At 61.7% G+C, this 13788-nt stretch carries 6 protein-coding genes; 4 read left to right on the top strand and 2 right to left on the bottom strand.

The annotated features are described in order from the left end of the window. Nucleotides 1-9 precede the first annotated feature (9 nt). From YUO_RS0138065 to YUO_RS0138055, 3 genes are all read left to right on the top strand, one after another. Entirely contained in the window at nt 10-789 is a 780-nt protein-coding gene (locus YUO_RS0138065) for an ABC transporter ATP-binding protein (RefSeq protein ID WP_028351787.1), read from the top strand. Nucleotides 790-955: 166 nt separating this feature from the next. Further along, nucleotides 956-2794, top strand: a complete 1839-nt coding sequence (locus tag YUO_RS0138060; protein WP_028351786.1) for an AMP-dependent synthetase/ligase — start codon at nt 956-958, stop codon at nt 2792-2794. Between the two features lie 90 nt (nt 2795-2884). Beyond that, on the top strand, nt 2885-4084 hold the full coding sequence (locus tag YUO_RS0138055; RefSeq protein ID WP_028351785.1) for an ABC transporter substrate-binding protein: 1200 nt from the start codon (nt 2885-2887) through the stop codon (nt 4082-4084). A 120-nt stretch (nt 4085-4204) separates the two neighbouring features. On the opposite strand, the gene YUO_RS0138050 is transcribed toward YUO_RS0138055, so the two are convergent. Together YUO_RS0138050 and YUO_RS43435 are read right to left on the bottom strand one after the other, a co-directional pair. Beyond that, nucleotides 4205-6385: a PQQ-dependent dehydrogenase, methanol/ethanol family gene (locus tag YUO_RS0138050; RefSeq protein WP_028351784.1), complete on the bottom strand. Its 2181-nt coding sequence runs from the start codon at nt 6383-6385 to the stop codon at nt 4205-4207. Between the two features lie 249 nt (nt 6386-6634). Further along, on the bottom strand, nt 6635-7456 hold the full coding sequence (locus YUO_RS43435) for a transglutaminase-like cysteine peptidase (protein ID WP_051379874.1): 822 nt from the start codon (nt 7454-7456) through the stop codon (nt 6635-6637). A 682-nt stretch (nt 7457-8138) separates the two neighbouring features. Here YUO_RS43435 and YUO_RS43430 point away from each other — a divergent pair. Beyond that, entirely contained in the window at nt 8139-13787 is a 5649-nt protein-coding gene (locus tag YUO_RS43430; protein WP_051379873.1) for a VCBS domain-containing protein, read from the top strand. Nucleotide 13788: the final 1 nt, after the last annotated feature.

Below are 13788 nucleotides of genomic sequence, written 5' to 3'. Positions count from 1 at the left end.
GATGATGCCATGAGCGCTTCCGACATCATCCTCAAGCTCAGCAATATCGAGAGCTATTACGGGCCTATCATGGCCATCCGCGGCATCAGCCTGGAGGTGCCGCGCGGCCGCATCGTTACCCTGCTCGGCGCCAACGGCGCCGGCAAGACCACCGTGCTCAAGACCATCTCCGGCATTCTCGATCCGCAAAAAGGCTCGATCGAATTTCTGGGCAAGCCAATCCAGCGCATGGAAGCCGACAAGATCGTGCGGCTGGGCTTGAGCCACGTGCCGGAGGGGCGCGAGGTGTTTCCGTTCCTCTCGGTACGCGAAAATCTGATGATGGGCGCCTACCCGCGCAAGGATCGGGCCGGCGTCGCCGAGGATCTCGATCGCGTCTACGGCTATTTCCCGCGGCTGAAGGAACGCATCAACCAGCCGGCCGGGCAGCTTTCCGGCGGCGAGCAGCAGATGCTGGCGATCGGGCGGGCGCTGATGAACCGGCCGACCCTGCTACTTTTGGACGAGCCCTCGCTCGGCCTGTCGCCGATCCTGGTGAAAGAGATCTTCGCCATCATCAAGCGCGTCAACGAGGAGCAGGGCATGTCGATCCTGCTGGTCGAGCAGAATGCCAAGGTGGCGCTGGAGACCGCGCATTACGGCTACGTACTGGAAATTGGCCGGGTCGTGATGAACGACACCTGCGAGCGGCTGATGAATTCAAAGGACATCCAGGAATTCTATCTCGGCGCCAAGGAAGAGGGCGCCCGCGGCGAACGGCGCTGGAAGAAGAAGAAGACGTGGCGTTAGAAGGCCTGGCCTTAGAAGACTTGGCGTTAGAAGACCTGGCGTTAACCGTCGCAGTCAAAAGCATGGCGTTAAGAACGAGTTAGAGCTAAATTCGAGCCCTGCTTCGAAAACCAAGACCGGTTCAAACACCGGCACCAGAGGCAGGCGACAGAGGGAGGAGATGCGCATGGCCAGACCGGCAGTGCTGACGGTCGCCGACACGATCGCGAAGAGCTTCTTGCTGTCCGTGGAAACACGCGGCGACCGGCCGGCGATCCGCGAGAAGAAATTCGGCATCTGGCAGCCGACCAGTTGGCGCGAGTGGCTGCAGATATCCAAGGACGTGGCGTATGGCCTGCATGCGAGCGGGTTCCGGCCCGGGGACGTTGCCTCGATCATCGCCAACGCCGTGCCGGAATGGGTCTATGCCGACATGGGTATCCTCTGCGCCGGCGGCGTTTCATCCGGCATCTATCCAACCGACTCCTCGTCGCAGGTCGAATATCTCATCAACGATTCCTCGACCAAGGTAATCTTCGCTGAGGACGAGGAGCAGCTCGACAAGATCCTCGCCTGCCGTTCGCGTTGTCCGACGCTGCAGAAGATCATCGTGTTCGATATGGAAGGCCTGACCGGCTTTACCGACCCGATGGTGCTGTCGCTGGCCGAGTTCATGGCGCTCGGCCGCAACCACGCGCAGGGCAATGAGGCGCTGTGGGACGAGATGATCGCAAGCCGCAGCACAGGCGATCTCGCTATCCTCGTCTATACCTCGGGCACCACCGGCCCACCCAAGGGCGCCATGCATTCCAACCGCAGCGTGACGTATCAGATGCGCCACGCCAATGACCTGTTTCCATCGACCGATAACGAGGAACGGCTGGTGTTCCTGCCGCTCTGCCACGTCGCCGAGCGGATCGGCGGCTATTACGTCTCGCTGGCGCTGGGATCGGTGATGAATTTCGCCGAGAGCCCGGAGACCGTGCCGGATAATCTGCGCGAGGTGCAGCCGACCGCCTTCCTCGCGGTGCCCCGGATTTGGGAAAAGTTCTATTCCGGAATCACGATCGCGCTGAAGGATGCGACCACATTCCAGAAATGGATGTACCGCAACGCGCTCGCCATCGGCAATCGGATGACCGAGTACAAGCTGCAGGGCGATGCGCCGCCACTCTCTCTGCGGCTGGCCAACCGCGTCGCCTATTGGCTGGTGTTCCGCAACATCCGCCGCATGCTCGGGCTCGACCGGTGCCGGCTGGCCTTTACCGGCGCGGCCCCGATCGCGCCGGACCTGATCCGTTGGTATCTCGCGCTCGGCCTCGACATGCGCGAAGTCTACGGCCAGACCGAGAATTGCGGTGTCGCGACCATCATGCCGCCTGACCGCATCAAGCTCGGTTCGGTCGGCAAGGCCGCGCCGTGGGGCGAGGTTGCGATCTCGCCGCAGGGCGAGATCCTGATCCGCGGCGATTTCCTGTTCATGGGCTATCTTAACCAGCCGGAGAAAACCGCCGAGACCATCGACGCCAAGGGATGGCTGCACACCGGCGACGTCGGCTCGATCGACAATGAAGGCTTCATCAAGATCACTGACCGGATGAAGGACATCATCATCACCTCGGGCGGCAAGAACATCACGCCGTCGGAGATCGAGAACCAGCTAAAATTCTCGCCTTACGTTTCTGACGCCGTGGTGATCGGCGACAAGCGGCCGTATTTGACCTGCCTCGTCATGATCGACCAGGAGAATGTCGAGAAATACGCGCAGGACCACAATATTCCCTTCACCAATTATGCCAGCCTGTGCCGTGCGCAGGAGATCCAGGACTTGATCCAGCGTGAGATCGAGGCGGTCAACGCCAACTTCGCGCGCGTCGAAACCATCAAGAAGTTCTACCTCATCGAGCGTCAGTTGACTCCCGAGGACGAGGAACTGACGCCGACCATGAAGCTGAAGCGCACCTTCGTGAATAAGCGCTACGCCGCCGAAATCGACGCCATGTATCGCGAACGGGCGGTGGCGTAGGCGGAGATTTGGAACCAAGTATTTGAAAACGGCGAAGGACTGAGAAGGCCCACCCTTCGCGCAACACGGGCCAAGGAAGAGGAGACTGCAATGTCGAAATCGTTCAAGGTGCTGGGCCTTGCGGTGAGCGCCCTTGCGCTGACCCAATTGCCGGCCGCAGCCCAAACCAAGGTTACCGATCAAGGCATCTCGGCCAATGAGATCGTCATCGGTACCCATCAGGACCTGTCCGGTCCGATCAAGGTCTGGGGCGTGCCGGTATCCAACGGTATGAAGATGGCAGCCGAAGAGATCAATAACGCCGGCGGCATCCACGGTCGCAAGATCAAGCTGATCATCGAAGATAGCGGCTACGATCCGAAGCGCGCCGTGCTGGCCTCGCAGAAGATGGTCGAGCGCGACAAGGTCTTCGCCATGGTCGGCCCGATGGGATCGCCGACGGTGCTGGCGTCGCAGGATATCCTGTTCGACGCCGGCGTCATGCAGCTCTTCCCGCTGACGGCGGCCGAATTCACCTTCAAGTTCGATCCGGCTAAGCCGCAGGAGAGGCTGAAGTTCAACAACCTGTTGCCTTACGTCGAGAGCACCCGCGCCGCCGTCAAGTACATGATCGAAGCGAAGAACTTCAAGAAGCCCTGCATCATGTATCAGGACGACGAGTACGGAAAGAACGTGCTTGACGGTTTCAACCAGCAGGTCGCAGCCATGAAGCTAACGGCCGCTTCCGTCACCAGCTACAAGCGCGGCGCTTCCGACTTCAGCGCGCAGATCGCCAAGATGAAGTCCGACGGCTGCGATGTGGTCGTGCTCGGAACTGTGATCCGCGAAACCATCGGCGCGATGGGCGAAGCCAAGAAGCTCGGTTGGGATGTCACCTTCCTCGGCGCCACGCCGACCAACGTTTTGGAAGTGCCGGCGCTCGGCAAGGACGCGGTGGAAGGCCTCTACGCGGCTTCCGGCTTCGAAATCCCGTACGAAGACACCGCCAAGGGCAAGGTCAAGGATTGGCTGGTCAACTACAAGAAGATGTTCGGCACCGACGCGAACACCCAGGCGATCATCGGCTACAACGCCATGATGACGTTTGCGTTCTACGCCGAGAAGGCTGGCAAGGACCTGACCGGCCAGAAGATGATGAGCGCGCTGGAGTCAGGCGAGCAGTTCCGCGACATCTTCAACTCGCCGCCGACCAAGTTCTCCAAGACCGACCATCTGGCCAACACGATTACCCAGGTCCAGCAGATCAAGAACGGCCGCTGGGTGCTGGTCAAGGAAGGCCTGATGTTCTGAGCGGCGCTTCGCTCTAACGACAGGCTCTCAACGAGAAAGGGCTGCGCGAGAAGATCGCGCAGCTCTCTTTATTTGCGCATTTGAGGTCTGGTGCTTGCGCACCATCCCGGGATGACTTCGTCACTTCGGCCTTATCGCGTCCGCGGTGCCTTGGATGAAGGCCTGTATCTTCACCACGTCTGCTTCGGTCAGCTTGCCGGTGAAGTCGGGCATGCCCTGATCGTGGAACGGGCCCTTGAACACGAAGTTCTTCAGGTTCTCGATGGTCTCCTTGGAAACGTAGCCGAGGTTCCTGACATTGCCGCCCTTGTCGACGCCGGGCACGCCATGGCATTGCGCGCAGGCGGTGACATAGAGCGCAGTGCCTTCGGGAACGTCCTTCGGATCGTACTTGACGCCGGCGAGCAGGCCTTCGGTCTGGTACTTCACGAAGGCCGGGGGTGGCGCTTTGCCGTCGAGCGCGAACGTGTAGACGGTGCCCGGGCTCTGCAGCTCGGTGGCGCGGGCGGCAATTCCGAACACGCCGCCCCAGCCGACCGCGATCGAGACGTACTGCTTGCCGTCGACCAGATAGGTCGAGGCGGCCGCAACCACACCGGTACCGACCGGCGTCTCCCAAAGCTTTTCGCCCGTCGTGGCGTTGTAGGCGATGAAGCGGCCGTCCGCAGTGCCCTGGAAAACGAGGTTGCCCGCGGTGGTGAGCGTGCCGCCGTTCCACGGCGCCACATATTCCGCGCGCCAGGCTTCCTTCTGCCTCACTGGATCCCAGGCGAGCAGGCGGCCGAACGGCGCGCTCTTCGGCGGCGTCGCGTTGAGCATGAAGCCGACGTTCCAGCCCGCGGCGGAAGCGAATTTGCCGGGCTCCTGTGCGTTGTGCTTGACCGCCTTTTCCGGCGTGAGGTTCACCGGAATGTTCTGCGCCGGCAGATAGACAAGCCCGGTCTGCGGATTGAACGACATCGGATGCCAGTTATGGGCGCCGTACGGGCCCGGGATGCTGTCATACTGCTCCCTCCCGCGCGCCTCCTTCACCTCGATCGGCCGGCCGTTGGCGTCGTAGCCGGTCGCCCAGTTCACATCGACGAAGTTCTTGGCCGAGATGAACTTGCCGTTAGTGCGGTCGACGACGAAGAAGAAGCCGTTCTTCGGCGCGTGCAGGATCACCTTGCGCGGGGTGCCGTCGATGGTGAGATCGGCGAGGATCATCGGCTGGGTGGAGGTGTAGTCCCAGTGATCGCCGGGCGTCTCCTGATAGTGCCAGACGTATTTTCCGGTGTCGGCGTTCAGCGCGACCAGCGAGGCCAGATAGAGGTTGTCGCCGCCGGACGGGCTGCGCACATCCCGATTCCACGGTGAGCCATTGCCGGTGCCGATATAGAGGAGGTTGAGGTCTGGATCGAAAGTGATGGTATCCCACGCCGTTCCGCCGCCGCCGTTGATCCAGTATTTGCCGGCGGGATCCCAGGTCTTGGCGGCAGCCGCCATTGATTCATCTTCGAACGGTTTTGACGGATCGCCCGGCACCGTGAACCAGCGCCAGGCCTGGTTGCCGGTTTCGGCGTCGTAAGCGGTGACGTAGCCGCGGGCGCCGTATTCCGCGCCGCCATTGCCGATCACGACCTTGCCGTTGAACACGCGCGGCGCGCCGGTGATGGTGTAGGAATGCTCCGTGTCGATCAGCGTGTCCTTTTCCCAGATCACTTTGCCGGTGACGGCATCGAGCGCGATCAGCCGCCCGTCATAGACGCCGACGAACACCTTGCCTTTCCAGAGCGCAACGCCGCGATTGACCACGTCGCAGCAACCCCGATAGCCCTTTGTGCGATCGACCTTCGGATCGTACGTCCAGAGCCGCTTGCCGGTGCGGGCATCGATGGCGTGAACCACGCTCCAGGATGCGGTCTGATACATGACGCCGTCGACAACGACCGGCGTCGCCTCGACGCCGCGGGAGGATTCCAGCGGATAGCTCCACACCAGTCCGAGCTTCTTCACATTATCGGCGTTGATCTGGTTGAGCTTGGAAAAGCGCGTCTCGGCGTAGTCGAGGCCGATGGTCGGCCAGTCGTTCGAGGTCGCGGTGTTGGCCTTGATCGATGCGCCGTCGACCGCCGAAGTAACCGCTTTGATGTGCTCGGGCGATCCCTTGGCGGGTGTCTGCGCAAGGGCTGTATTGTAGCCCAGCGTCAGGCCCAGCCCGATTGCGATCACGGCCTGCGCAAGGCGCGCCGGCCGACGGAAAGTAACGGCAATTTCAGGAAATAAAAGGCAAGCGGAATCAACGCGCGGCAAACGTGTCATCTCATTCCCTCCCAGTGATCTCTAGCGGATCTGGTGGAATGCTATGCCGGTGAGAAGGATCGCGTCAATCAACGCGATGCGCGAAACGAAAAAGAGAAAATTTGTCTCGCATGTTTTGCGCGAGCGCTTTCGCCGAACGAGTGCAAGCTGGGCATACCGGCTGCAGCGCACCATCGGCCGTGAGGCAGGAAAGATCAGGTAAGGAAAGCAGATTGTTGCCTGCCGACGCCGCGCAACAATTGCGCGCCGTCATTCGGTCGGCACGTTCGAATGACCGCTCGGCGGAGCGGCCAGAGAACTCACGACGAGCGGAGCCGCAAGCGTACTGCCCGAAGCATCGGCGAGCAGCGGAGTATCGGCATATCGCATCACGCCGTGCTGGCCGATGACGAATGTCGGCCGAAAGTTTCTGACGTCGACGTCCTCGACCATAGCCATGCGGCGGTTATCGAGCGTCAGCCAGCGCCCCTCCAGCCGCGCGGCAGCCACGGCATGGTCCTCGCCGCGGATGGTATCGTGCAGCACCACGATCCTGAGATCGTCGGGCGCGAGGCCGGCGCGGCGCAAGGCTATGAATTTCGCAATCGCATAATCCTCGCAGTCGCCGCCGCCGCGCGCGAGCGTTGCGAGCGGCGGCGTCCAGACGTCGATCTGGCCGTGCTGGGCGAGATCGCTCATCGGCCGGATGGCGAGATTGACGGCGCGGTTGATTTCGCCGAGCCGCGCGCGGCCTTCGCGCAAGCGCGCGGCGTCGACAATGTCGAGGAATTTCAGTGCGGCCGGAGACACGCAGCCGTCACGGTCGCCTTCGCAGAGCGCAAGCTGCACCATTTCGTCGTCGAGCCGGCGCTGCACGCCAAGCCATTTGTCGCGCAGCCCGCCGCCGGCGAGGGAAGATGCGGCAAGTCCGAACGGCTCGGCCGACCGCTGGATCATCTCCACCGGCGTGGATGAATCGCCCGGTGCGGAGGGCTGGTCCGTCTCCGCGCGTAGGTCGGCTGGCCCGAACCAGGCCAGGCCGCACGCGACGATGCCTGCACGCCATGCGCGTGCATAGACTGACAACCCCATCTGACACCCCTCGTCCGGGCATCGGCGGGCTTGCTCTGCCTGCTCGTGCCCAGATCATTTCAGAACGGGCAGCATGGGCAACGGCGCTTTTGATCCGTTTAAAAGGAGGGGAGGCCTATCGGAAGTTTGCGAAGAAGCGTGAACGCAGCCTTGCCGGTTTGCAGAGGATTTTATCGATCCACTCAGATCGGCCCTCATCAGGCCCGCTCGGTTATCCCTGACAGACGCAGACACGGCGCAAAAGTTTACGGTTGCGGAAGGGTCACAGATCACCCGAATTAACCTTGCCGGCAGAATCGCTCGGTGGCGGCTGCAACCTATTTCGGATGCCTTGAAGCGATGGCGGCTTCTTGTGGATCGGCGACACGGTCAGCCCTTCGGGCGGCTGTCGCTTCCTTCAGGAAGCGGCACTTCTGCGCTGCAGAAACGATAACGTATTGTGACTGTTTATCTTTATGACTTGAGGCGGCCGTGCCTAATCTTCAATCGGTCCACGGTAAACCCTGCCTTCTCCTCGCCACACTCTCGCCCGACAGTTTTTCCGGACCTTTTCGGTCCTGTTGCAGACTTACCCCATATTGAGGGGGTTCGCGGCGTGCCTGCTTTTGTGTTCCCTACCTGCGTGGTATGAAAACCCCGCAGGGAAATTTCATACTTCTTAACCATTTAGATTGGTGTTCCATTGAACTACGCCGGCAAATTCGGATCGGGCGCCCTCGCCCCTTTTTCCGGCGCGGATATTGGCTCTGGGCCCCTGCTGTCACCGCACGGCCATTTTCCTTCCCACGGTAAGCTCCATGTCGACAAAGTTTCGACGCATGCGCCGTCCGACGCCATAATTATTTCTGATGCTCACCTGCTCTTCAGCGGCGACTTCAAGCGGTCCGGCGTCGATCTGATCCTCAGCAGCGCCGACCGCGAGCTCGTGCTGCGCGATTACTTCAAGGGCGAGAAGCGCGCTGCACTGGCCTCGCCGGATGGTGCCCATCTCACCGGCGACATCGTCAACGCGCTGAGCGGGCACACCCAGTTCGCACAAGCCGACGGCAGCGCCAGCGTCGCGCCGCCTGTGATCGGGCATGTCACCAAGCTGACGGGGAATGCGACCGCGATCCGCAACGGCGTCTCGATCATCCTGAACCAGGGCGAAACTGTCCATAAGGGCGACGTGGTCCAGTCCGGCTCCGATTCGACGCTTGGCATCACCTTCATCGACGGCAGCGTGTTCGGTCTCGCATCGAATGCCAGGATGGTGCTGAACGAAATGGTCTACGACCCCAACGGGTCGGACAACAAGTCGCTGCTTAGCCTGGTGCAGGGCACGATCTCGTTCGTCGCCGGCGCCACCGCCAAGAAAGGCGACATGAAGGTTGACACCCCGGTCGCGACCATGGGCATCCGCGGCACCGCGGTGCTGGTCGAGATCGACTTCGAAGTGCCCGGCTCGGGTATCGCGCCGCCGGCGAAATTCCAGGTGCTGGTCGAGCCCGACGGCACCACCGGCTCCTACATCCTGTTCGACAAGACTACGCTGACGCCGATCGCGACCGTCAACCGGGCGGGCACGCAGACGATCGTCAGCGGCCAGGGTACGGTCAGCTTTCAATCGTCGGTGCAGCTATCGCCCGACGCGCAGAAGATCATCAGCGACGTGTTCTCGCTGAAGTTCACCGACCTGAACAATCCGAACACCAAGCTCACCACCAATTTTACCGATTCGATCGTTCCGGAAACCTTGTTCGTCAAGCTGGCCGGCGGGGAGTTCATTCCCGTGACGCTTCAGCTACTCAACATCCCGAGCGGGACTACTCCCCCCGTGGATCCGGGACCGGCCCCCAGGCTCGTGCATATTCCGGGGCCGCCGCTGGCTGCGGCGCACGGCGGCGCGGTTACCGAACGGATCGATGTGACCGCGAGCTCCGCGCTCGACAGCATCTCGGGCGTCGTCAACTATATCGATGTCAATGTCGGCGACACGCCGAGCGTCAGTACGCAGTTTTCTTCTTTCATCTATCAGAACGCACAAGGCGCCGACGTCACCGCCACGCTGACGGCGCAGCAACTGGCTGCGATCACAGCGGTCGAAGTGCCGCTGTCCGTGGTGCAGGATCCCAACGGCAAGAACATCGGTACGGCGACCTGGACCTACACCATCGCCGACGGCGCGTTCGACTTCCTCGCCGCTGGCGAGACGCTAGAGCTGACCTACATGGCGCGGGTCGACAACAATTTTGCGCCGAACAATGAGACGACGTTTGTGCCGTTTACGATCGTCATCACCGGCACCAACGATAAGCCGACGATTTCTGCGACCGGCGGCGAGATCACGGAGCGGATCGGCACCGGCAATACGGTGATCGATACCGTGTCCGGCACCGTTACCTTCGGCGATGTCGACCTGACCGATCGTCCCGTCGTCAGCGTGGCGATCTCCACGACCGATCCGTTCCGCTACTATGATGCGCAAGGCAACGACGTCACCGCGACGCTGACGCCGGAACAGTTGGCGGCGATCCTGGCCGTCGAGGTGCCGCTCGGCGTGGTGCAGGCTCCCGGAAACAGCAACAACGGCACGGCAACCTGGACCTACAGCGTCGAGGATAACAAGTTCGATTTTATCGCCAAGGGCGAGACGCTGGTGCTCAACTACGTCGCCCAGGTCGATGACGGCCATGGCGGCGTCATTACAACGTCGATCACGGTCTCGATCGACGGCGCGGATGTCGCCGTCTCCGGCACCAACGACATTCCGACCATCGAGGTGACGAACGCTGCGTTCCCCGAGCTGGTGAATCCCAGCCAGCCGAATCCGACTGGATCCCCGGCGCTTCATACGGTATCGGGCACCATCAGCTTCACCGACGTCGACCTGACCGACCGGCCGGTGGCGAGCGCCGCCTTTGCTTCCTACACCTATCAGGGCGCGGCCGACGCCAGTCTCACGCTCACGGCCGGACAACTCGACGCGGTCGATGCCGCGCTGACGGTGGCGCAGGCGGCCGGCAATACAAACAACGGTTCGGCGAGCTGGACCTACAGCGTCCCCGATAGCGCGTTCGATTTTCTCGCAGATGGCGAAGTCCTGACGCTGACCTACACCGCGACCGTCAATGACGGTCACGGCGGGATCATCAACAAGCCGCTCATCGTCACCGTGACCGGCACTAACGATACGGCCGTCATCGCCAGCAGTCCGCAATCCGCAGCAATTTCGGAGATCGCCGACACCTCTGGCTCGGCGACGCCGGATCACGCCAACGGCGCGATCACATTCACCGATGTCGACTGGACCGATACGCATGCCGTCACGATTACCAATGTGGTCGCAACCGGCACCCAGACGGCTCTGATCGACTACGACACCCAGTTCGGCTGGCTTTCGCTGGGCGCGTTGACCGATTCTACGGGCGGCGCGACCGGCTCCCAGAGCTGGACCTTCTCGGCGCCGGATCATTATTTCGACTATCTCGCCGACGGCGAGGCCATCACGCTCACCTACACGGTGCAGGTTGACGACCACCACGGCGGCGTCACCACCAAAGACGTGGTCATTACCGTCAACGGCGCCAATGATGCGCCCGTGGTGACCACAACCAACGGCACCTTTACCGAAATGGCCGGCACCGGCAACGCCATAATGGACCACGCCGGCGGCAGCATCACCTTTGCCGATTTCGATCTCAGCAACCGGCCGGACGTATCCGCGTCATACGCCAGCTACACCTACAAGGCTGCGGACGGCACGACCGATCTGCTCCTGACCGCACAGCAGCAAGACGATCTCGGGGTCGCCCTGACGCTGACACCGGTCCTCGACAATACCAACAATGGTTCGGTGAATTGGTCCTATGACGTGGCCGACAGCCAGTTCGATTTCCTCGCTTATGGCGAAACGCTAACGCTGACCTACACCGCCAAGGTTAATGACCACCATGGCGGCGTTGTCACCAAGCCGGTCACCGTCACCATCACCGGCACCAATGACGTGCCGACGCTGGACGCCGAGATCGCGGGCAAGCTCACCGACACCGCGGCGAATGACAGTTTTGGCAATCTCACGGGGACGTTGACCGGGCACGATGTCGATCACGATGAGACCGCCTCGCTGAGTTATGCTGCGCTCGACGGATCCAGCGCGGTGAACACCGCGGTCGCCGGCCTCTACGGTTCGCTGACAGTGAACGCCGACGGCAGCTACACCTACGTTCCCAATGCCGCCGCGATCAACGCGCTGCACGAAGGCAGCTATACCGATATGTTCACGGTGCAAACGGCCGACGTGCACGGCACCGTCAGCACCGCCATTCTGACGGTCGAGGTCAATGGCACTAATGATGCGCCGACGTTCGCCGGCAGCAATCTTGCATCGACCTATCACGCAGGTGACGCGTCGGTCGCCGTTGTCGGCAGTGTGTCGGCCAGCGATATCGACAGCGCCAACTACGATGGCGGAACGCTGACGGCGACGGTGACGGCGGGTGGCAAGCAAGGCGACGCCCTCTCCATCGTCGGCAACGACTACATCACGCTCGACAACAATACCGTGATGTTCGACGCTGACGGCGCGGGTAGCGGCATTGCCGTAGCGATCGGTACGCTGACCGACAACATCAACAGCCTCACGATTGATCTCAACACCAATGCCAACGACATGGCGGTCGCCAAGCTGACGCAGGCGATCGGGTTCCAGAACACCAACACTGCTCCCGTCGCCGGCGAGCGCACCGTGACATTCACGCTCCAGGATGGCGGCGGCACCGCCAATGATGGGCAGGATACCGACTCTTTCACTGCGACGGTCAACGTCACGGCGAACAACCACGCAGCGACAGTCGGTGGCGACATTACTGGCAGCGTGTTCGAGGATGAGAACTACACCGACGCCAGCGGTCATATAGTCGGGAACGATGTCGATCAGGGCGTGCTCACCGTGGAGGATGTCGATAGCGGCGAGAGCTATTTCCTGCCGGTCGATGCGGCTGCGCTGATCGGCACCTACGGTAACTTCACTTTCGACGAGGAAACTGGCCACTGGACGTATGCGCTCGTCCACGATCGGGTAAACGGTCTTGCTGCGGGCCAGATCGAGTACGACACGCTGACGGTGACGACTGCCGACGGCACGACGCAGGACATCACGGTCGAGGTCAACGGCACCAACGACGCGCCTGCCCTGGGCGCTCAGAATCTCGCGGCGACCTACGCGGCGAATGGAGCCGCGGTGGCCGTCGTCACCAACGTCTCGGTGAGTGACGTCGACAGTACTACCGACTATAATGGCGGATCGCTAATTGCATGGGTGCAGGACGGGCGGCGCGACGGCGATATCTTGTCGATCGCAGATAGTCAGTACATTTCGCTTTCCGGCACCACGATCCTGTTCGATGCCGACGGTAGCGGCAATTTGGCTGACTCTATCGCGATCGGCACACTGAGCGACAGCATCGATCCGGCGATTGACCTGAACAGCGCCGCCACCAATGAGGCCATCGCGCATCTGATCCAGGCGATCCGGTTCCAGAGCATCGCTCAGGATCCGGAGGCCGGCCAACGTACTGTGGTATTCGCACTCACCGACGGCGACGGCACCGATCACCACGGCCAGGATACAGGTTTGCTGTACGCGACGGTCAATGTCACTGCCGCGCCGCTGATCTTGACCGACAATCTGCGTATTGAAGAGGTTGGTGAGACCACAACGGTCAGCGGGCTTTCAGTTTCCGACGCGGATGCAATTGCTGCGGAAACCTTCACCGTCAACGTGGCTGACGGGTCGGATAGCAGCATGACGCCGTCGACGGTCTCCGGTTCCCTGACCGACATCAACACCACACTGGGCAATGGCCTGACTTATGATCCGGGGCTGATCCCGCCGGCGGTGACCGACATGGTTACCATTACCGTCGCCGACGGATTCGGCGCCACCGATACCGTGAACTTCATCTTTAACGAGGCGGGCACGGGCCCGAATATCACGCTGCAGGGAACTGACGGCAAGGACGTGATTTTTGCGACCGGCCATACCGACACGCTCACGGGCCGCGCAGGCGCCGATCAGTTCGTGTTCAGGGCCGGCTCCGGTGACGACACGATCACCGACTTCACGCCCGGCCTGGACAGGATTGATCTGCATGGCCAGTTGCCGTTCGTTGCAGGCAATGCCGACTCGTTCGACGCGTGGATCAAAAACGACGCTTTGGTCGAGCCGTTGGCCAGTGGTACTCTGATTCATCTCGAAGATGGCGACCATATTCTGCTTTCGGGTGTCGGCCGCGCCAGCCTCCACCTCAACGATTTCATCCTGCATCCCAGCGGCGGCGGACAGGTCTGAA

It is taken from the genome of Bradyrhizobium murdochi (assembly GCF_000472965.1).
GTDB classification, from domain to species: Bacteria; Pseudomonadota; Alphaproteobacteria; order Rhizobiales; family Xanthobacteraceae; genus Bradyrhizobium; species Bradyrhizobium murdochi.
The sequence above is the reverse complement of the archived record's forward strand: the minus strand, read 5'-3'. Positions and strand labels throughout refer to the sequence as shown.

Bases quoted from the DNA above. Each gene is read 5' to 3' on its own strand.
- YUO_RS0138065 (WP_028351787.1), top strand. From the start codon at position 10: ATGAGCGCTTCCGACATCATCCTCAAGCTCAGCAATATCGAGAGCTAT.
- YUO_RS0138060 (WP_028351786.1), top strand. From the start codon at position 956: ATGGCCAGACCGGCAGTGCTGACGGTCGCCGACACGATCGCGAAGAGC.
- YUO_RS0138055 (WP_028351785.1), top strand. From the start codon at position 2,885: ATGTCGAAATCGTTCAAGGTGCTGGGCCTTGCGGTGAGCGCCCTTGCG.
- YUO_RS0138050 (WP_028351784.1), bottom strand. From the start codon at position 6,385: ATGACACGTTTGCCGCGCGTTGATTCCGCTTGCCTTTTATTTCCTGAA.
- YUO_RS43435 (WP_051379874.1), bottom strand. From the start codon at position 7,456: ATGGGGTTGTCAGTCTATGCACGCGCATGGCGTGCAGGCATCGTCGCG.